Raw genomic sequence first — 19,481 nt, 5'->3', positions numbered from 1 at the left:
TCCTCAGGTCAGCGGTTGCTGCGCATGGTTGCTTCGGCGGGCGTGCCGTGGCTCTGGGTGAACCATTGCTGTCGCCGCTGCAGGCGACGGGCGATGCTGCCCAGACAGATGCCCCGCAGCAGCATGAAGGCGAGAAAGGCCAGCCACAATCCATGGTTGCCCATCCCACGCAACAGCCAGCCCAATGGTAGCGACATCAGCACCGCGAGCAGCATGGCGTTTCGCATTTCCCGCGCGCGGGTGGCGCCGATGAACAGACCGTCGAGCAGATAGCTCCAGACCGCGACCAGCGGCAGCGCGGCGAGATAGGGCAAGTACAGGGTCGCGGTGTCGCGCACCGAAGGAATGTCGGTCTGCAAGTTGATGAACAGCTCACCGCCGAACAGGAAAAACAGCCCGAACGCCAGGCTCGCCAGCAATGACCATCCGCCGGATACGGTCAGGATCCGGCGCAGCTCGGTGCGGCTCTGCGCGCCAATAGCGTGGCCGCTGAGCGCCTCGACCGCATGGGCGAGGCCGTCGAGGGCATGCGCGGTCAACATCAGGCCGTTAAGCAGTAGCGCATTGGCCGCCACCGTGGCATCGCCCAGCCGTGTCCCCTGTACCGTGACCAGAAAGAACACCAGCTGTAGCGCCAGTGAACGCAGAAAGATGTCGCGGTTGACCGACATCAGCGGTCGCCAGCTGGCCCAGCGGCTCAATGCCTGGCTGTCCAGCCGGCCGGGATAGCGCAGCAGGGCACTACGGGTCAGTGTCAGGCCCACCAGCACTCCGCTCCAGTCGGCAATCACCGAGGCACGCGCCGCGCCGGCCACGCCCCAGTCCAGGCCGATTACGAACCAAAGGTCCAGCGCTACGTTGGTGAGGTTCGTCGTCAGCAGGATCGCCAGCGGCGCGCGGGCGTTCTGGGTGCCCAGAAACCAGCCGATCAGCGCCAGGCTGGCCAGCGCGGCGGGCAGGCCGAACAGACGCGTGTGGAAGTAGGTCTCGGTGAGGCGGTCCAGTTCTGCCGAGGGCTGCATCAACAGCAGTGCGTAGCCTTTGAGCGGCAGCGCGACCAGGCTCAGTAGCAAGGCGAAGCCGATGGCCAGCAGCAACCCCTGGAGCAGAACCTGGCGTAAGCCACCGCCATCCTGTCGGCCGGCCGCCTGTGCTGCGAAGCCGGTGGTGCCCATGCGCAGAAACCCCATCACCCAGACCAGCAAGGTGTAGAGGCTGCCGCCGACGGCCACCGAAGCCAACTGATGGGCGTGCGGCAGATGGCCGATGACGGCGCTGTCCACCAGCGCCACCAGAGGCACGGAAAGGTTGGAAAGAATCATTGGCGCAGCCAGCGCCCAGACCCGTCTATGGGTGGGGGCGTGCCGCCAGGCGGTCAACAGCCGTGACATGTAGGGCTCCAGAACAGCCGGGCATCATACGCCTCGAGCCACAATCTCGCAGCTTCAAGCCCTCAATGAATCAGCCAGCTCAACAGCCATAGGCCAAGAAACAGATAGATCACACCGGCAATGATCGAGCGCCGAAAGAAGGCGCGGAAGGCTCCTACCAACAGCATCAGGCCGATAGCTAGGGCAATCAGGCTGATGAGCGAACGATCCATGCCGAGGGTTCGCGACAGGCCCTCGAGAAAGTTGGCACCGGCATCGGCGAACAGGCCGAAGAAGCCGCTCAGCGCATCGACGATGTAGCGGATTACCGTGCCGAGCGCCTGGCCCAACCATTCGAAGAAACTTTCCACCCGCATGTTGCACTCCTGCCGTACGATCCGAGGCTGCAAGCGCAGCCGTTCCCCGGGGCATTGGGCTGTTAAACCGTCTGGCAGTTCCCGGTCTGGCGATTGAACCGTCGTCTTTGCGGCGGGTCAGTACGAGGCTGAGCGGAGTTGCCATGCGCGGCGTCATGCAAATGCAATCCGTTCCGAGCAGTCTGTCAGCCAACCCATACCGAGAAAAATGACATGCCCAGCTCCAACCCCACCTGGCCGCGATGGCTTTCCGTGGTCCGCCCGCAGGTCTGGGCGCTGGGTATGCTGGCTGCCGTGTTGCTGTATCTCGGATCCACCGTTCATCTCGATGAGCGAGTGTTCTATTCGCTGCAATCTGCCTGGCATCAGGACAGCCGACAGGCGCGCAGCCTCTTGCTTCCAGGGTATCAGGTGCGTGTCGAAGCGCAGCCGGTGGCGTCCGTGGCCAACAATCTGTCCGGGCTGACCTTCGATGAGCAGCGCAATCACCTCTGGGCGGTGGTGAACAATCCCGAGGAACTGGTCGCGCTGGACGCGGACGGACGCTTCATGGCGCGTTATCCGCTGAAGGGTTTCACTGATGTCGAGGCCGTCACCTACCTCGGTGACGATCTGCTGGCCGTCGCTGAAGAGCGCAGTCAGTCGATCGTGATCCTGCCGGTGCCTACCGCACCGGGCGCGCTGCAACGAGACGAGTTTGCGTCGGTCACTCTCGCGCTGGACGCGCCGGACAATACCGGTTTCGAAGGGCTCGGCTACGATCGCGCCGGCGACAGGCTGTTCGTGGTGAAGGAGCATTCGCCGCGCAAGCTCTACGAAATTCGCGGTCTCAAGGCCAGCCTAAACGGACAGATGAATCTCAGTGTCATCGACCGCGAAGCCTGGATCGAGGACAAGGACATGGCGAGCGACCTCGCTTCGGTGCACTTCGACGGACGCACCGGCCATCTCGTGCTGCTTAGCGACGAAGCGAAGATGATGCTCGAGCTGGATGGCGAAGGGGAACTGGTCAGTTTTCGTTCATTGTGGAGCGGCTTTGCCGGGTTGAAGAGCAGCGTCCCGCAGGCCGAAGGCATGACCTTCGATGCGTTCGGCAATCTGTATCTGGTCAGCGAGCCTAACCTGTTCTACGCCTTCGAACGTGAGTAACTTAGCCGCGACGGATCATCCACACCCCACCGAATATCAGTAGCAGCCCGGCAATCTTGCCGAGGCTGATGGATGACTGGCGAAAGCCTGCCCAGCCAAAGTGGTCCAGCAGCAGCGCCATGCCCAGCTGCCCGGCGAGCACGAGGGCCATAAACAGCAATGCACCGATGCGCGGGCCGGCGAAGGCGGCCGTGGCGATGAAGAACATCCCCAGCAATCCGGCGCACCAGTGGTACCACTGCAGCCCCCGCAGCGCTTGCAAAGCTGGCATGTCCCGCTGGAACAGCACAACACAAACCAGCGCCACGGTGCCCACCGCGAACGACAGCATCGCTGCGCTCATCACACTGCCAAGGTGCTTGGCGACCTGCCCGTTGATGCCAGCCTGGAGGGGCAGAAAAGCTCCGGCGACAAAGGGCAGAACGAGAAGCCACCAGGCTACGACGAGCATGAAGATTTCCTCCGGGAAAAAAGAAGCCCGCCGACGTGGCGGGCCGGGTCGGCCGGCATGCTAGCGCGGCGGATACTGCGAAAGCACCTTGTTCACCGTTTCGCGAAACATCCCGGTGCGCTCTTGCGGGCTGCCGGGATCGTCGCGCAGGACCTGTTCGGCACTGCCGCGCCAGACAAGCTTGCCGTCGGCTGCGTCGTAGAAGTCCAGCTGCAAGGTGCCGACCTGATAGTGAATGGTGCGGGTGTCGGCGATCATCGGGCCGCCCCAGTAGCCGCGCCAGGGCCCACCCCAGGCGCTCATCGACGCGGTGGTGTATTGCTGGCTGCGTTCATCCACAAGGAACCATGCCTGTACCAGCACGTCCGCAGACGTGGCTGATCGGGCCTGGCGCAATCCGCGCAGATCCAGCTGCTCAGAGACGGCGCTGCGGATGCGCTGTTCGGTCAGGTCGCTCTTGATGCGCGGATCGTCCGGCCGGTATTGCAGGGCCGGCTCCTTCCAGCTCCAGGTGCGATAGGCGGAAAAGTCGCGTTGAGGGTCGAAATCCTGTTGCACCTGGGTGCTCTGGCAGGCGGCCAACAGCAACAGCAGGGGAAGCATCAGCAGTGACCGGAACATGGGGGTTCTCCTTGCGAAGGGCGCTGTTCAGCGCGGCGGGTAATCGGCGAGCGCACGGTTCACGGCTTCGCGCGCAGCGTCCTTGCGTTCGGCCTGACCATCGCCGCTGCGGGCTTCGGCGCGATTGCTCCAGACGGTCTGGCCTGAGGCACTGTCGATCATCTCGATGCGGACCGTGACCACCTCTTCCTCATAGTTGCGTACCACCGGGGCGCTGCCGCCGAAGCCATAACCGGAGTTGAACCCCGGGCCGTAGCCGCCATAGCGACCGGCACCGACGCCCACGCGAGGACCGTAGTCATCGTAGACCTGCCGCACGCGGGTCTCCATCTGCGCGCTGGCGCTGAGCATCACGTCCCCCTTGGCGCCGGTTGGTGCAGGTCGCAAGCCGCGTTGGTCCAGCGCGCCGGAGATCATTTGCTGCAGCTCCTCGGCCCCCAGCGAAGCCGTCCCGGCGGGAGGGTTGCGCCAGCTCCAGCTCCTATAGCTGGAAAAATCCTGCGGCGCGGCCGGGTAGGTTGGCGACTGGATTTGCTCGATGGGCGGTGCCGGCGGGATCGGCGCGGAGTCGTTGGTGTACGGGTTGCTGCCCTGGCACGCCGCGAGGCTCAATCCAAGCAGCGAGTACAGCAGGGGCAACGCAGGGCGGATCGACATCGGTACCTCCCGGTCGGCGCTTAGCGGGGCCGACACAACCAGTGCAGGTAACGCCCAAGGCCGGCGAATGTCGGATGGCGGCGGTAGGCCAATTCCATCTCGATCAGGTCGGCGGGCTCGGTGCGGGCCTGGAAATCGGCGGGCATGTAGTCATGGAATACGCGCACGCCACTGGTAGATTCGACCTGCCAGTGCGGTGCGAGTTGCGCCGCCAGTTCACGGGGGTCGAGCGGCTGTTGCGGGGTCAGGCTCTGACGCTCGCCGGCATAAGTCTGGGTGCGCAGCTTCTTGAAATGGCCCTTGAGCAGGTTGCGATAGATCAGCGCATCGCGGTTGTAGAAGGCCAGCGACAGCCAGCCGTCTTCGGCGACCAGGCGGTGCAGGACCGGCAGGATCGCCTGCGGTTCGGCCAGCCATTCCAGCACCGCATGACAAATGACCAGATCGAAACAGCCTTCGACGTGGCTTTCCACGTCCTGCCAGGGTGCCTGAATGAACGTAGCGGTCTGGCCTGCCTCGCCAAACTGCTTGCGAGCACCATCGAGCATCGGCTCGGCGGGTTCAGCCAGTGTCACCTCATGGCCCTGCTGGGCCAGCCAGAGGCTCATGTGGCCGAGGCCTGCGCCTATGTCCAGCACCCGTAACGGGCGCGCTGGCAGCATCTCGGTGAGATCCGCCTGCAGCACGGCGAGACGGATCGCGCCTTTGGCGCCGCCATAGATCTTCTCGGCGAAGCGCGTCGCCAGCTCGTCGAAATGGCGATCGCTCATCGGACGAACCGCCGTTCGTTGTCGGCCAGCTTGGCCAGCAGCGCCTGTTCCATGTCGATGCCCAGCTCGCTGCACAGCAACAACAGGTACATGAGGATATCGCCGACTTCCTGACCGGCATGCTCGAGCTTGTCGGCGGGCAGCTGGCGCGACTCGTCCTCGGTCTGCCACTGGAAAATCTCCACTAGCTCGGCCATTTCCACGCTGGCCGCCATGGCAAGGTTCTTGGGGCTGTGAAAGCGCTGCCAGTCGTTCCTGTCACGGATGGCGTGCAGGCGGCTGGTGATCTGTTCGATATTCATCTGAAGAAGGGGCTGGCTCGTTGAAAGGCGCAAGCTTCCGCCAGCGCGCCCGTGCCCGCAAGGGGAGCGTCAGAAGCGGCGCACCTTCAGCTCACGCTCGATAGCGATGACGCCTGGGCGGTAGTCGTTCTGCTCGATGGCCCGAATCGCCTGCTCCAGCGCCTGCTCGGCGATCTGCGCGTGCTGCTGGCATATCGCATTGACCCTGATCGGCAGGAAATCCAGCAGTTGCGCATCGCCGAAGGTGGCCAGTCGCAAGGCCTCGGGCCACAGCAGGTCGCGTTCGCGCAAGGCGTCGAACACCCCTTCGAGCAGTACATAGGCGGTCGTGATCAGCGCGTCGGGCAGCCGATCGCGATCGAGCAGGGCGAGCATCTGCTCTCGGCCGCAGGTGCGGCTGAACTGTTCGGCCTGCAGCACGCTGACCTTGCCGCTGTGGTCCAGGAGGGCCTGGTGGAAGCCTTCCTCGCGCTCTTGGCTGATACGCAGGGCCGGTCGCGCACTGATCAGGGCGATATGCGCATCGGCGGGAATGTCCAGCGAGCGGGTCAGTTGCGCCGCAGCTTCGCGGTCATCACTGATCACCGAACAGAAATGCCCTGCATCCAGCGCTCGGTCGAGCGCGATTACCGGTGTCCCGCCTGCCTGGATCCTGCGATAGCTCTCGTCATCAGTCGGCAGACAGCTGGCGACGATCAGCGCGTCGCAGCGGCGTGAACGCAGCACCTGAATGACCTGGCGCTCGGTATCGGGCTCGTCGTCGGAGCCTGCAATCAACAGTTGATAGCCGCGCTGCCGGGCACGCTGCTCGAGGAGCTTGGCCAGGCGTGCATAGCTGGGGTTTTCCAGGTCCGGAACGATCAGGCCGAGGGTGCGTGACTGGCCACGGCGCAGGCCGGCCGCCTGCTGGTCGAGCTGGAAACCCTGCTGCTCGGCCACCGCCATGACCCGCTCGACCGTAGCCGGGCTGATCCGACGCTGCGCGGCCTTGCCGTTGAGCACGTAGCTGGCAGTGGTCACCGAGACGTTGGCGAGGCGGGCGATGTCGGTCAGTTTCAACGGCTAATCCTGGCCCAGGGACGGGTGGTATGAACTCGGGCTTCTAGAATTACCCAATATTGAGTAATGTGCCAGCCTTGGGTGAAACGTTTCAGCAACGATTCGGTCATACCGCCAGCCCAGGAGCCGGGCATGTCGGTGCCATAGCCGGCATAACAACAATCGCGAGCCCGCAAGGAGTTCTCCATGCTTGAGTTGAATGCACAGCACATCCACATGCATCAGGTGGCGGCCGACAAGCCTGCCGCGCTGGCTCTGCTGGGCGAGGTGCTGGTTGCCGACGGGCTGGTGGCGCCCGGTTACCTCGACGGCTTGCGCGCCCGTGAGGCGCAGGGGTCGACCTATCTCGGGCAGGGCATTGCGATCCCCCACGGCACCCCGGAAACACGCGATCAGGTATTCACCACCGGCGTGCGGCTGCTGCATTTTCCGGACGGCGTCGATTGGGGCAATGGCCAGCAGGTGTACCTCGCCATCGGCATCGCGGCGCGTTCGGATGAGCACCTGCGGCTACTGCAACTGCTGACCCGAGCGCTGGGCGAGGGCGATCTGAGCGATGCGCTGCAGAAGGCCGAGTCACCCGAGGCGATCATCGACCTGTTGCAGGGCGCGCCCCAGTCGCTGGCGCTGGATGGCGAGCTGGTGGGGCTGAGTGTGGCCGCCGATGATTTCGACGAGCTGGCCTGGCAGGGCGTCAAGCTGCTCAAGCGTGCGCAATGCGTGGCCCCCGGCTTCAATGCCAGCCTGCCGCTTGGCCAGGCGTTGCCGTTGGGCGATGGCCTGTGGTGGCTGAGCAGCGAGCAGTCGGTGCAGAGCCCGGGGCTGGCGTTCGTCACTCCGGCATCGAGCCTCGAACATCTGGGCCAGCCATTGAACGGTCTGTTCGTGCTGGCCAGCCTGGGCGAAGCGCATCAGGCGATGCTCGAGCGGCTGTGCAACCTGCTGATCGAGGGTCGCGGCGCGGAGCTGAGCCAGGCCACCTCCAGCCGTGTGGTGCTCGAAGCCCTGGGCGGCGAGGTGCCGGCAGACTGGCCAAGCGCCCAGGTACCGCTGGCCAATGCCCATGGATTGCATGCACGCCCGGCCAAGGCGCTGACCGAAGTGGCGCAAGCCTTCGATGGCGAGATCCGTGTGCGCCTGGCTGGCAGCGAGAGCGCCGGGGTGTCGGTCAAGAGCTTGAGCAAGTTGCTGGCGATGGGCGCGCATCGTGGTCAGGTGCTGGAGTTCATCGCCGAGCCTTCCATTGCCGACGATGCACTGCCGGCGCTGGTGGGCGCTGTGGAAGAGGGGCTGGGCGAAGAGGTCGAACCCTTGCCGGCAGCTGGGGAGACGGTGCAACCCGTCATCGCGACGCAACCCGATGACTCGGCCATCGAGCAAGCCGCCCTGCGCCCAGGCGATCAGGTAAACGGCATCGCTGCTTCGCCGGGCATCGCCATCGGCCCGGTGCTGGTGCGCAAGCCGCAGGTGATCGACTATCCCAAGCGGGGCGAGTCGCCAGCGATCGAGCTGCAACGCCTGGATGAGGCGCTGAACCGGGTGCACGACGAAATCGGCACGCTGATCGAGGCAAGCCAGGTCACCAGCATCCGCGACATCTTCACCACTCACCAGGCCATGCTCCGGGACCCGGCGCTTCGCGAGGAAGTGCAGCTGCGCCTGCAGAAAGGTTTGAGCGCCGAAGCGGCGTGGATGGAAGAAATCGAAAGCGCAGCGCAGCAGCAGGAAGCGCTGCGCGACAAATTGCTGGCCGAGCGCGCCGCCGACCTGCGTGACGTGGGCCGTCGTGTGCTGGCCTGCCTGACCGGCGTCGAAGCCGAGCAGGCACCGGACGAACCCTACATTCTGGTGATGGATGAAGTGGCGCCTTCGGACGTTGCCACGCTCAACGCCCAGCGCGTCGCCGGCATCCTCACCGCCGGTGGTGGCGCCACGTCGCACAGCGCCATCATCGCCCGGGCATTGGGCATTCCGGCCATCGTCGGTGCAGGTCCAGGTGTGCTCGGGCTGGCTGCAAACATGCTGTTGCTGCTCGATGGGGAGCGCGGCGAACTGCTGGTCGCCCCAACCGATGCACAGTTGGAACAGGCCCGCCGCGAGCGCGCGGCCCGTGAGGAGCGCAAGCGCCTGGCGGACGAGCGACGCATGGAGCCGGCAATTACCCGTGACGGCCATCCGGTGGAGATCGCAGCCAACATCGGCGCGGCCGGCGAAACCCCGGAAGCCGTCGCCATGGGGGCCGAAGGGATCGGCTTGCTCCGCACCGAGCTGGTGTTCATGAACCACTCCCAGGCGCCGGACCAGGCGACCCAGGAAGCCGAATACCGCCGTGTACTGGAAGCCCTCGAAGGCCGGCCCCTGGTGGTGCGCACGCTCGATGTCGGCGGCGACAAGCCGCTGCCGTACTGGCCGATGCCGGCCGAAGAGAACCCCTTCCTCGGCGTGCGCGGCATTCGCCTGAGCCTGCAGCGCCCGGACATCCTCGAAACCCAGCTGCGTGCCTTGCTCGCCTCGGCCGATGGCCGCCCGTTGCGCATCATGTTCCCCATGGTCGGCAACATTGACGAGTGGCGTACCGCCAAGGCCATGGTCGATCGTTTGCGCGTGGAGTTGCCGGTGGCCGACCTGCAGGTCGGCATCATGATCGAGATCCCGTCCGCCGCGCTGATCGCACCGGTGCTGGCGCAGGAAGTCGATTTCTTCAGCATCGGCACCAACGATCTGACCCAGTACACCCTGGCCATCGACCGCGGGCATCCAACGCTTTCCGGTCAGGCCGATGGGCTGCACCCAGCCGTGTTGCGGCTGATCGGCATGACCGTCGAGGCGGCCCATGCCCATGGCAAGTGGGTGGGCGTCTGCGGCGAGCTGGCCGCCGATGCGCTGGCGGTGCCGATGCTGGTGGGGTTGGGCGTGGATGAACTCAGCGTATCGGCCCGCAGCATCGCGCTGGTCAAGGCGCGGGTGCGCGAGCTGGATTTCACCGCCTGCCAGAGGCTGGCTCAGCAAGCCTTGAGATTGCCCGGCGCCCATGAAGTGCGTGCCTTCGTCGGGGAGCATTGCTGATGGCCCGCGTGCTGACGGTCACACTCAACCCGGCCCTCGACCTCACCGTGAGGCTGCCGGCGCTGCGCCTGGGTGAAGTCAATCGCAGCGACAGCCTGCAGGTGCATGCCGCCGGCAAGGGCCTGAATGTGGCGCAGGTCTTGGCCGACCTCGGTCATCAGCTGACCGTGACCGGCTTTCTCGGCGAGAGCAATGCGCAGGCCTTCGAGCAGTTGTTCGCGGCGCGTGGTTTCGCCGACGAGTTCGTCCGCGTCGCCGGTGAAACCCGCAGCAATATCAAGTTGGCCGAAGGCAGCGGTCAGGTTACGGATATCAATGGCCCTGGGCTTGAGGTCGTACAGGCGCAACGCAGTGAACTGCTGGAGCGCATCAGGCGGCTGGCACCGGCTCATGAGCTGGTCGTCGTGGCCGGTAGCCTGCCGCGCGGCGTCGACAGCGAGTGGTTCGTCGAGCTGCTACAGATGCTTAACGGGCTGGGCGTGCGGGTGGCGCTTGATACCAGCGGCGCCGCATTGCGTGACGGGCTGGCGACCCGGCCGTGGCTGATCAAGCCCAACGAGGAGGAGCTGGCCGAGGCCCGCGGGGTCGAGCTCGCCGATGCACAGGCGCTGGCTGGCGAAGCCGTGCGGCTGCAGAGCGAGGGCGTCTCGCATGTGGTGGTTTCGCAAGGAGCTGAAGGTGTGTGCTGGTTTGCCCCGGATGCTGCACTGCAGGCCTGTCCGCCGAAGGTTCGGGTTGTCAGCACCGTTGGCGCAGGCGACTCGCTGCTGGCCGGCATGCTGCACGGCTTGCTGGAAGGCTGGCCAGCCGAGCGCACCCTCACGCACGCCACCGCAATCGCCGCGCAGGCGGTAGGTCAGGTTGGCTTTGGTATCACCGACACGGATGGACTTGCAGAGCTGGAGGCCGGGGTCCGGCTCCAGCCGCTCTGCCAATAACACGCCGTCCAATTCCAATAAGAGGTGAAGGAATGAATCTTCTCATCGTCACGGCCTGCCCCAACGGAATGGTCACCAGCGTGCTTACGTCACGCCTGCTTGAAGCGGCCGCCCAGCGTCTGGGCTGGTCGACCGCCGTGGAAGTCCACGACCCCAAGGCCATCGGCTCGCCGCTCACGCCGGCACAGATCGCCAACGCCGACCTGGTCGTTGTGGTGAAGACCGGGCCGCTCCCGCTGCAACGCTTCGTCGGCAAGCGCGTCGCCCAGTCCACGCCATCCGAAGCCCTGCTCGATCCGGAAGGCTTCCTGCGCAGCGCCGCCGATACGGCAACAGAACTGCAGCAGGTAGATGGCGCCGAGACCACCCCTGACAGCGGCAAGCCCAGGCTAGTAGCCATCACCGCCTGCCCGACGGGTGTCGCCCACACTTTCATGGCGGCCGAAGCCCTGCAGCAGGCCGCCATCCGCAAGGGTTACGACCTGCAGGTGGAAACCCGCGGTTCGGTGGGTGCGCGCAACGTGCTCGAAGCACAGGCCATCGAAGAGGCCGATGTGGTCCTGCTGGCCGCGGACATCGAGGTGGATGTGGCTCGCTTCACCGGCAAGCGGGTGTTCCGCTGCGGCACCGGTGTGGCCCTTAAACAACCCGACGCCACCCTGGATCGCGCGCTGGCGGAAGGCGCGGTGCTCAGCGGTGGCGCTGCGGCCAGTACTGGAGCCGGGGAGCAGAAGGGTGAGAAGACCGGGGTCTACAAGCACCTGCTTACCGGCGTGTCCTATATGCTGCCGATGGTGGTGGCCGGTGGCTTGCTGATCGCGCTGTCCTTCGTGTTTGGCATCGAGGCCTTCAAGGAGGAGGGCACCCTGGCCGCGGCGCTGATGAAGATTGGCGGCGAGACGGCCTTCCAGCTGATGGTGCCTCTGCTCGCGGGTTACATCGCCTATTCCATCGCCGACCGTCCGGGCCTTGCTCCGGGGATGATTGGCGGCTTGCTGGCGGGCACCCTGGGTGCGGGCTTTATCGGCGGCATCATCGCCGGTTTCGTGGCCGGCTATGCAGCCAAGGCGGTGAGCCGTTGGATTCCCTTGCCGGCCAGTATCGAATCGCTCAAGCCGATCCTGATCATCCCGCTGCTGGCAAGCCTGGTGACGGGCCTCGTGATGATCTACGTGGTCGGCACGCCGGTCGCGAAGATGCTCGCCGGTCTTACCGAATTCCTCGACACCATGGGCACCTCCAACGCCATCCTGCTCGGGCTGCTGCTGGGCACCATGATGTGCGTGGACCTCGGCGGGCCGGTGAACAAGGCAGCCTACGCCTTCTCGGTGGGGCTGCTCGCCTCGCAAAGCTATGCGCCGATGGCCGCGACCATGGCAGCCGGCATGGTGCCGCCGATCGGCATGGGTATCGCCACGCTGATCGCCCGGCGCAAGTTTGCCCAGACCGAGCGCGAGGCTGGCAAGGCTGCGCTGGTGCTGGGATGCTGCTTTATCTCCGAAGGTGCGATTCCTTTCGCGGCCAAGGACCCACTGCGGGTGATCCCGGCCAGCATCGCCGGTGGCGCGCTGACAGGCGCGCTGTCCATGGCCTTCGGCGCGAGACTCCTGGCGCCTCACGGTGGATTGTTCGTGCTGCTGATCCCCAACGCGATCAACCACGCCTTGCTCTATCTGCTGGCGATACTGGCCGGCAGCCTGGTTACCGGGGTGATCTATGCGGTGATCAAGCGTCCCGAGGCCCAGCCGCTAACCGTTGGGGCAGTTGCCTCATGAAGCGGTCGAAGGGCTGAACTAAAGCCTTCCAAACCCTATCCACTAAAGGCTGGTCGAGACTTTGTGTCAGGAAGTTTCGCCAGCTTTTGTTTTTTGACTTCGAGTTTGCGTAACGAATCGGCTGGAGACTGGAGATGAGTATCGAATACGGGCCGAGGCCCTTGCGTATCACGCTGACCGCCGTGGTGGTGCTGGTGCTGGGCGTGGTGATGGCGGCCGGCGGTGGGTACCTGGCGGTACTCGGCGGCTCCTGGTACTACCTGCTGGCCGGTATCGGTCTGTTAGTGGTGGGTGGGCTGCTGTTTGCCCGGCGCCGCGCGGCGATCTGGCTGTACGCGATTCTGCTGTTGGCAACACTGGTCTGGACGTTCTACGAGGTGCGCTTCGACTGGTGGCAGCTGGCGCCGCGAATCGATCTGTGGTGCATCCTCGGGCTCTGGCTGATCCTGCCTTTCGTCAACCGTTACGTGAGCGACCGGCTGGTCTGGCGTGACGGTGCGAGCGGCCTGCTCGGGCTCGGTCTGCTGGCCGGGGCGCTGATGGCAGGCTATTCGCTGACCCAGGACTATCACTCTATCGAGGGTGAGTTCAGCGACGCGCAGATGCAGGGACTCGATCCGCAGGGGCAGGCCGGTCGATCTAACAGCGAGTGGCCTTCCTACGGCGGATCCGAGAAGGGGGATCGCTATTCGACGGCGGATCTGATCACGCCTGAAAACGTCGGCAATCTCACCAAAGCCTGGGAATACCACACGGGTGATCTGCCGGGGCCGAAGGATCCAGGGGAATTCACCTATGAGGTCACCCCGCTCAAGGTCGGCAACAGCCTGTTCATCTGCACGCCTCACAGCATCGCCATTGCCCTGGACGCCGATACGGGCGAGGAGCGCTGGCGCTTCGACCCGAGCATCAACCGCGATGCCGAGTACTACCAGCACATGACCTGCCGCGGTCTGGCCTATCACGACGGTACCCGCTATTCCTCACCGGGCTCGACGGGCGGCCAGCCGGACCAACCCGCGACGCGTTGCGAGCGGCGCCTGTTCCTGCCCACCAACGATGCCACGCTGATCGCGCTCGATGTGGAAGACGGCAAGCCCTGCGAAGACTTCGGCAACGCCGGTGTCGTCGATCTGAAGCTGCGTCTGGGTGAGGGGGCGCTAGGAGTCTACCTGCCCACCTCACCGCCGGTGGTTACCGAAAAGCTGGTGATTATCGGCGGTTCGATCACCGATAACGGTGCTGTCGATTCGCCCGGTGGCGTAATCCGCGCCTACGACGTGAAGACCGGCCGCCTGGTCTGGAATTTCGATCCGGGCAACCCGGACGCCACCGAGCCGTTGCCACCGGGAGAAACCTACGTGCGCAGCACGCCGAATTCCTGGACCGTTGCCACGGCTGACGAGGCGCTGGGCCTGGTCTACATCCCTTCAGGCAACCAGACGCCGGATCAGTGGGCGGAGCCGCGCACGCCGCAATCCGAGCGATTCACGGATACCCTGATTGCGCTGGATCTGGCTACCGGCAAGATTCGCTGGGAATTCCAGACTGTCCACCATGATCTCTGGGACCGCGATCTGCCTTCCCAGCCAACCCTGGTCGACCTCGACCGGCCGGAGGGCAAGGTGCCGGCCATCATCCAGGCGACCAAGCGCGGTGACCTCTATGTGCTCGACCGGCGCACCGGCGAGCCCATCGTGCCGGTGACCGAGGTGCCTGTTCCGCAGGGCACCGATTACGGTGATTACACCGCGCCCACCCAGCCGGTCTCGGCGTTGACCTATGCACCGCAGGAGCCGCTGTACGAGAAGGACATGTGGGGCGGTACGCCGCTGGACCAGATGATGTGCCGCATCCAGTTCCGCCAGTTGCGCTATGAAGGCGACTTCACGCCGCCTTCGGAAAAGGGCTCGCTGATCTATCCGGGTAATGTCGGGACCTTCAACTGGCCGTCCGTGGCGGTCGATCCGAGTCGGCAGTTGCTCTTTGGCGCGCCGAACTATCTGGCGTTCGTCTCGAAGATGTACAAGCGTAGCGAAGTCGATCCCGAGGAGCGCACCGGCGGTGGCGAAACCGGCCTGCAACCGAACCTGGGCGCGCCCTACATGGTGAGTCTCAATCCCCTGCTGTCGGTCCTGGGGCTGCCTTGCCAGAGCCCGCCGTGGGGCTATGTCACCGCCGTGGACCTGCGCACCATGAAAAAGGTCTGGATGCACAAGAACGGCACCAGCCGCGACAGTGCTCCGCTGGGCATTCCCTTCCCGGTGGGTACGCCGGCGCTGGGCGGCCCCATCGTAACGGCGGGTGGCGTGGCGTTCATGAGCGGCACACTGGACTACTACCTGCGCGCCTATGACCTGCAGACCGGAGAGGAGCTGTGGAAAGGACGGCTGCCTGCCGGTGGTCAGGCCACCCCAATGACCTACGTATCTGAGCAGACAGGCAAGCAGTACGTGGTACAGGTGGCAGGCGGCCATGGGTCGTTCGGGACGGAAATCGGTGACTCGGTGATCGCCTGGACTCTCAAGGACGAGTGATAGCGGCAAGGCCGATCAGCTGAAAAAGGCGTCGCCCAGCGACGCCTCTCATGCCCTGTCAGGAGCCGGGATCTACAGGATCGGCTCAATCAGGACGGTTCTTTGACGACCGTTCGTCCGGGCGTCACGGTTCTGTCAAGCGTGTCGCTTAAACCCTTCTTCAGCCACTGATGAAGGGGACCGCACATGACCGAACCCACCAAACCCGAACTGGACCATACACGCCGCCGCCTTGTGCAAGGCATCGGCGCTGGCCTTGCGCTGCCAGCATTCGGCGTTTCGCCTGCGGTTATCGCGGCGCCCACCGCGCGTCCCTGGATCACCGATGGCGTCCAGTCTGGCGACATGCTGGCCGACCGTGCGGTGATCTGGAATCCTCGCAGCATCACCCTTCGCGACATCGATGGCGCTTCGGTCTTTTCCAAAAACCTCGAACCCCAGCACGCCTGAGCCAACGGAGCGACATCCCATGCGCCGCAACGCCCGATTCAAGCCGCACCCCCTGTCCGCCGCCCTGCTGGCCATCGCATCCCTGGGGGTGAGCTCCATGGCCACCGCCGACCTGCTGATCTCCGAGTATGTGGAGGGCAGCGGCAATAACAAGGCGCTGGAGTTCTACAACCCTGGCGAGACTGCGATTTCCCTCGACGGCTATCGCGTGGACTTCTACTTCAATGGCTCGACCAGTAGCGGCCGGAGCATCAGCCTGGCCGGTGAGGTTGCGCCGGGCGCTGTGCATGTCCTGGCACACGAGAGTGGCGAGCCCGCGCTGCAAGCCGCGGCGAACCAGCGCGGCAGCGGCAGCTGGTACAACGGCGACGATGCCATCGTCCTGCGCGGGCCGTCCGGTGAGATCCTCGACAGCATCGGCCAGCTCGGTGTCGATCCGGGCAGCGCCTGGGGTTCGGGGCAGACGCAGACGGCGGACCGCACGCTGACCCGAAGGGCGTCGGTCCGCATCGGTGATCGCAATCCCAGCGACGCCTTCGATCCGGCCAGCGAGTGGCAGGGCTATGCCGCCAATACCTTCGCCCACCTCGGCCAGTACGGCGAAGGCGAACCAGGTGGAGACGATGCAGGCCGACGCTCGATTGCCGAAGTGCAGGGCTCCGGCGACACCAGCCCGCTGGTGAACCAGAGGGTCACGGTGGAAGGCATCGTGGTGGCCGATTTCCAGGGCGAGAGCGAGCTGGGCGGCTTCTTTATCCAGGCGCCGGACAGCGAGACCGATAACGACCCGCTCACCTCCGAAGGCCTGTTCGTCTACGGCACCGGCAATGGTGTCGACGTGCAGGTAGGCGACCGCGTTGAAGTGCGCGGCATGATTGCCGAGTACAACGGCCTCACCGAACTGACGGCGCCCCAGATCACTGTGATTGCCCGTGCGCAACCGCTACCAAGTACGGTGCAGATCAGCCTGCCGATGTCGGCACCCGATGCGCTCGAGCGTTACGAGGGCATGCAGGTGCGTTTCGCCCAGACGCTTACCGTCAGTGAGGTCTACGACCTTGGCCGTTATGGCGAGATGGTGTTGTCCTCCGGTGGCCGCCTGTGGATTCCGACCAACAGGGTGTCGCCCGGCGAACCGGCCCGGCAGCTGCAGGTACGAAACGATCTCAACCGGATCGTCCTCGACGACGGCCGCAGCGGGCAGAATCCCGATCCGATCCGCTATCCATCACCGGAGCTTGACGCCTACCGTACCTTGCGAGTCGGCTACGAGGTCAACCAGGTGCAGGGCGTGTTGCATTACCTGGCCGGCAGCTATCGCGTGCAGCCGACACAGACGCCGCAGTTCGTTCCCAGGAACCCGAGACCAACCGCACCCGAGTCCATCGACGGGCGACTGCGTGTGGCGAGTTTCAACGTGCTCAACTACTTCAACGGTGACGGCCGTGGAGCGGGCTTCCCCACCTCGCGTGGCGCGGATACCGTCGAGGAATTCAACCGCCAGCGGGACAAGATCATCGCGGCGATCCTTGGCGCGGACGCGCACATCATCGGGCTGATGGAAATCGAGAACGACGGCTACGGTGAGAACAGCGCCATCGCTGACCTGGTGGCAGGGCTCAACGCCGCTTCACCGAGCCGGGACCGCTATGCCTTCATCGATCCGCGCCGCAGCCGGCTCGGTACGGATGAAATCGCCGTCGGGCTGATCTATCGCCAGGACATGGTCAGCCCGCACAAGGACGCAGCGGTGCTGGACGCCACCGTGGACGCCCGTTTCGACGACACCCGCAACCGCCCGGCGCTGGCGCAGACGTTCCGCGAGCGCCGCACCGGCGAACGGCTGACCGTAGCGGTCAATCACCTCAAGTCCAAGGGTTCGAGCTGTGATGATCGCGGCGACAAGGACATGGGTGACGGGCAGGGCAACTGCAACCTGACACGCGTCCGCGCCGCCCAGGCACTGGTCGACTGGCTGGGCCGCGATCCGACCCAGTCCTACGACCCGGACCGCCTGATCATCGGCGACCTCAACGCCTATGCGAAGGAGGACCCGATCAATGTGATCCGCGCGGCGGGCTACACCGATCTGCTGGCAACCTTCGTTGGGGAAGACGCCTATTCCTACGTGTTCTCTGGTCAATCGGGCTACCTCGACCACGGGCTTGCCAGTGCCAGCCTGGCGTCGCAGGTGAAGGGCGCCACCGAATGGCATATCAATGCTGACGAGCCGCGTGTGCTGGACTACAACCTCGAGTTCAAGACGCCTCGCCAGCAGTCGCAGCTATACGGTGCCGGGCCCTACCGCGCGTCTGACCATGATCCGCTGGTGATCGGTATCGATCTGCGCCGCTGAGTCCGACCACTCGGACCAAATGTGATGGAACGTCGTCCGCGAGTGGCCGCAGGCCAGGGACGGCTTCCATCTCCTTTCCGCGATACCGCCCTGGACAGGTACAGGGCGCATACCTGGCTATCCTCTGGTGAGCTGCGCCTTGCCTGATATCACTCGCAGCCCGGTGCGCGACCGGCGATCGTAAACCGCTCTCTCTCCCTGAAAAGCTGATTGGCATCAAGTCTACGCAGGCCACTAACACTGTAGAAAGTAACCCTGGCTTCCTGATTCTGGGGAGCCTGGTTCTTCAGCCGGCGGCACCCGTTTCGCCGGCTGTGCAAGTGGACGTGTCAGGAGGCCTTGTGCAAGTCATCGATCGGCGAAAAGCCCTCAGTATCCCGCCCATCTGGCGGCTCGCGTTTCGCCCGTTTTTTCTCGCCGGAAGCATCTTTGCGATGCTGGCGATTCCACTCTGGATAGCAGCCTGGACCGGCCTGTGGTCAGGTTTCCACCCCACCGGGGGCTGGCTCGCCTGGCATCGTCACGAAATGCTGTTCGGCTTCGCCATGGCCATCGTGGCTGGCTTCCTGCTTACAGCCGGGCAGACCTGGACCGGGCAGCCCGGCGTTTCAGGCAACAAGCTGGCGGCGCTGGCAGGTGTCTGGCTCCTGGCGCGACTGGGCTGGTTGCTGGGAGTGCCATTCGGTTTGCTGGTGGTTGCCGATCTGCTGTTCATGCTTGGCGTGGCCTGGTTGATGGGGCGCATGCTCTGGGTGGTCCGGCAGAAGCGCAATTACCCGGTGATTGCCGTGCTGGGTTTGATGACCGCCGCCGATGTGCTGGTGTTGTGTGGCGTCGCGCTGGCTGATGATGGTCTGCAGCGCCAGGGCGCGCTGGCCGGTCTATGGCTGGTGGCGGCCCTGATAGCGCTGATTGGCGGGCGGGTGATTCCGTTCTTTACCCAGCGCGGCCTGGGCCGTACCGAGGCGGTCAAGCCCTGGGTCTGGCTGGATGTTGCATTGCTCGTCGGCACCGGGCTGATCGCCGTGCTCTACGCCACCGGCGTCGCGCTGCTGGCAAACCCGCTGCTGGGCCTGTTGTTCCTGGCCATCGCTGCAGGACATCTGCTGCGACTGGTGCGCTGGTACGACGCGGGCATCTGGCGCGTGCCGCTGCTCTGGTCGCTGCACCTGGCCATGCTCTGGCTGGTGGTCGCGGCCATCGGTCTGGCGTTGTGGAATTTCGGACTGTTGAACAGCTCCAGCCCGTCGTTGCACGCCTTGTCGGTGGGCGGGATGAGCGGACTGATCCTGGCCATGATCGCTCGCGTCACCCTGGGTCATACCGGCCGCCCGCTGCAGCTGCCGGCGGGCATTGTCTGGTCGTTCGTGCTGTTCAACCTGGGCGCTGCGGCACGGGTTTTCCTCTCGGTCCGGTGGCCGGTCGAAGGGCTGTGGCTCGCTGCTCTCTGCTGGAGCCTGGCCTTCATGCTCTATGTCTGGCGCTATGCGCCGATGCTGCTCAGCCCTCGTGTTGACGGCCACCCCGGCTGATCGCTGGCGCGGCATCGGCTATCCAACTTTTCCAACCTGCCTGTCTACCGGGACGGGCAGCCTGCGGCTCG

At 64.9% G+C, this 19,481-nt stretch carries 16 protein-coding genes; 8 read left to right on the top strand and 8 right to left on the bottom strand.

The annotated features are described in order from the left end of the window. Nucleotides 1–8 precede the first annotated feature (8 nt). Both AC4LFW_RS14525 and AC4LFW_RS14520 read right to left on the bottom strand, forming a co-directional pair. Complete coding sequence (locus tag AC4LFW_RS14525; RefSeq protein ID WP_491819796.1) at nucleotides 9–1,391, bottom strand: MATE family efflux transporter; 1,383 nt, start codon at nucleotides 1,389–1,391, stop codon at nucleotides 9–11. A 62-nt stretch (nucleotides 1,392–1,453) separates the two neighbouring features. Further along, entirely contained in the window at nucleotides 1,454–1,747 is a 294-nt protein-coding gene (locus AC4LFW_RS14520; protein WP_491819795.1) for a hypothetical protein, read from the bottom strand. A 213-nt stretch (nucleotides 1,748–1,960) separates the two neighbouring features. Between AC4LFW_RS14520 and AC4LFW_RS14515 the strand changes: the two genes are divergently transcribed. Next, nucleotides 1,961–2,896, top strand: a complete 936-nt coding sequence (locus AC4LFW_RS14515) for an SdiA-regulated domain-containing protein (protein WP_491819794.1) — start codon at nucleotides 1,961–1,963, stop codon at nucleotides 2,894–2,896. Between the two features lies 1 nt (nucleotide 2,897). Here the strand turns inward: AC4LFW_RS14515 and AC4LFW_RS14510 are convergent, their stop codons facing one another. The 6 genes from AC4LFW_RS14510 to cra form a co-directional block, all read right to left on the bottom strand. Then, complete coding sequence (locus AC4LFW_RS14510; RefSeq protein ID WP_491819793.1) at nucleotides 2,898–3,347, bottom strand: DMT family transporter; 450 nt, start codon at nucleotides 3,345–3,347, stop codon at nucleotides 2,898–2,900. 60 nt (nucleotides 3,348–3,407) lie between these two features. Continuing rightward, nucleotides 3,408–3,968 carry a DUF4136 domain-containing protein gene (locus tag AC4LFW_RS14505; protein ID WP_491819792.1) on the bottom strand — a complete coding sequence of 187 codons (561 nt, stop codon included), beginning with the start codon at nucleotides 3,966–3,968 and terminating at the stop codon, nucleotides 3,408–3,410. Nucleotides 3,969–3,995: 27 nt separating this feature from the next. Beyond that, a complete protein-coding gene (locus AC4LFW_RS14500) occupies nucleotides 3,996–4,625 on the bottom strand; it encodes a DUF4136 domain-containing protein (protein ID WP_491819791.1) in 630 nt (209 codons plus the stop codon). Nucleotides 4,626–4,645: 20 nt separating this feature from the next. Continuing rightward, entirely contained in the window at nucleotides 4,646–5,395 is a 750-nt protein-coding gene (locus AC4LFW_RS14495; RefSeq protein WP_491819790.1) for a methyltransferase domain-containing protein, read from the bottom strand. Beyond that, nucleotides 5,392–5,697 carry a nucleotide pyrophosphohydrolase gene (locus AC4LFW_RS14490; RefSeq protein ID WP_491819788.1) on the bottom strand — a complete coding sequence of 102 codons (306 nt, stop codon included), beginning with the start codon at nucleotides 5,695–5,697 and terminating at the stop codon, nucleotides 5,392–5,394. The genes AC4LFW_RS14495 and AC4LFW_RS14490 overlap by 4 nt, the downstream gene beginning before the upstream one ends. A gap of 69 nt (nucleotides 5,698–5,766) precedes the next feature. After that, nucleotides 5,767–6,756: a catabolite repressor/activator gene (cra, locus tag AC4LFW_RS14485; protein WP_491819787.1), complete on the bottom strand. Its 990-nt coding sequence runs from the start codon at nucleotides 6,754–6,756 to the stop codon at nucleotides 5,767–5,769. Between the two features lie 186 nt (nucleotides 6,757–6,942). Here cra and ptsP point away from each other — a divergent pair, with 186 nt between their 5' ends. The 7 genes from ptsP (at nucleotide 6,943) to AC4LFW_RS14450 (ending at nucleotide 19,410) form a co-directional block, all read left to right on the top strand. Next, nucleotides 6,943–9,822 carry a phosphoenolpyruvate--protein phosphotransferase gene (ptsP, locus tag AC4LFW_RS14480; protein WP_491819786.1) on the top strand — a complete coding sequence of 960 codons (2,880 nt, stop codon included), beginning with the start codon at nucleotides 6,943–6,945 and terminating at the stop codon, nucleotides 9,820–9,822. Further along, nucleotides 9,822–10,760 carry a 1-phosphofructokinase gene (pfkB, locus tag AC4LFW_RS14475; RefSeq protein ID WP_491819785.1) on the top strand — a complete coding sequence of 313 codons (939 nt, stop codon included), beginning with the start codon at nucleotides 9,822–9,824 and terminating at the stop codon, nucleotides 10,758–10,760. Before ptsP ends, pfkB begins: the two co-directional genes overlap by 1 nt. Before the next feature lie 32 nt (nucleotides 10,761–10,792). After that, nucleotides 10,793–12,535 carry a PTS fructose-like transporter subunit IIB gene (locus AC4LFW_RS14470; protein WP_491819784.1) on the top strand — a complete coding sequence of 581 codons (1,743 nt, stop codon included), beginning with the start codon at nucleotides 10,793–10,795 and terminating at the stop codon, nucleotides 12,533–12,535. 134 nt (nucleotides 12,536–12,669) lie between these two features. Then, entirely contained in the window at nucleotides 12,670–15,072 is a 2,403-nt protein-coding gene (locus AC4LFW_RS14465) for a membrane-bound PQQ-dependent dehydrogenase, glucose/quinate/shikimate family (RefSeq protein WP_491819783.1), read from the top strand. A gap of 186 nt (nucleotides 15,073–15,258) precedes the next feature. Next, the gene (locus AC4LFW_RS14460) at nucleotides 15,259–15,522 is read left to right on the top strand and encodes a hypothetical protein (RefSeq protein ID WP_491819782.1); all 264 of its coding nucleotides are present in this window, start codon (nucleotides 15,259–15,261) and stop codon (nucleotides 15,520–15,522) included. Nucleotides 15,523–15,541: 19 nt separating this feature from the next. Beyond that, nucleotides 15,542–17,878, top strand: a complete 2,337-nt coding sequence (locus tag AC4LFW_RS14455) for an ExeM/NucH family extracellular endonuclease (protein ID WP_491819781.1) — start codon at nucleotides 15,542–15,544, stop codon at nucleotides 17,876–17,878. A 341-nt stretch (nucleotides 17,879–18,219) separates the two neighbouring features. Continuing rightward, a complete protein-coding gene (locus AC4LFW_RS14450) occupies nucleotides 18,220–19,410 on the top strand; it encodes an NnrS family protein (RefSeq protein ID WP_491819780.1) in 1,191 nt (396 codons plus the stop codon). Nucleotides 19,411–19,481 lie beyond the last annotated feature (71 nt).

This window comes from Stutzerimonas sp. C6.4V (assembly GCF_058536345.1).
Note: the sequence above shows the minus strand (reverse complement) of the source record. Positions and strands in the feature narration are given on the sequence as shown.

Coding starts and splice junctions, on each gene's coding strand:
- AC4LFW_RS14525 (WP_491819796.1), bottom strand. CDS start 1,391: ATGTCACGGCTGTTGACCGCCTGGCGGCACGCCCCCACCCATAGACGG.
- AC4LFW_RS14520 (WP_491819795.1), bottom strand. CDS start 1,747: ATGCGGGTGGAAAGTTTCTTCGAATGGTTGGGCCAGGCGCTCGGCACG.
- AC4LFW_RS14515 (WP_491819794.1), top strand. CDS start 1,961: ATGCCCAGCTCCAACCCCACCTGGCCGCGATGGCTTTCCGTGGTCCGC.
- AC4LFW_RS14510 (WP_491819793.1), bottom strand. CDS start 3,347: ATGCTCGTCGTAGCCTGGTGGCTTCTCGTTCTGCCCTTTGTCGCCGGA.
- AC4LFW_RS14505 (WP_491819792.1), bottom strand. CDS start 3,968: ATGTTCCGGTCACTGCTGATGCTTCCCCTGCTGTTGCTGTTGGCCGCC.
- AC4LFW_RS14500 (WP_491819791.1), bottom strand. CDS start 4,625: ATGTCGATCCGCCCTGCGTTGCCCCTGCTGTACTCGCTGCTTGGATTG.
- AC4LFW_RS14495 (WP_491819790.1), bottom strand. CDS start 5,395: ATGAGCGATCGCCATTTCGACGAGCTGGCGACGCGCTTCGCCGAGAAG.
- AC4LFW_RS14490 (WP_491819788.1), bottom strand. CDS start 5,697: ATGAATATCGAACAGATCACCAGCCGCCTGCACGCCATCCGTGACAGG.
- ptsP (WP_491819786.1), top strand. CDS start 6,943: ATGCTTGAGTTGAATGCACAGCACATCCACATGCATCAGGTGGCGGCC.
- pfkB (WP_491819785.1), top strand. CDS start 9,822: ATGGCCCGCGTGCTGACGGTCACACTCAACCCGGCCCTCGACCTCACC.
- AC4LFW_RS14470 (WP_491819784.1), top strand. CDS start 10,793: ATGAATCTTCTCATCGTCACGGCCTGCCCCAACGGAATGGTCACCAGC.
- AC4LFW_RS14465 (WP_491819783.1), top strand. CDS start 12,670: ATGAGTATCGAATACGGGCCGAGGCCCTTGCGTATCACGCTGACCGCC.
- AC4LFW_RS14460 (WP_491819782.1), top strand. CDS start 15,259: ATGACCGAACCCACCAAACCCGAACTGGACCATACACGCCGCCGCCTT.
- AC4LFW_RS14455 (WP_491819781.1), top strand. CDS start 15,542: ATGCGCCGCAACGCCCGATTCAAGCCGCACCCCCTGTCCGCCGCCCTG.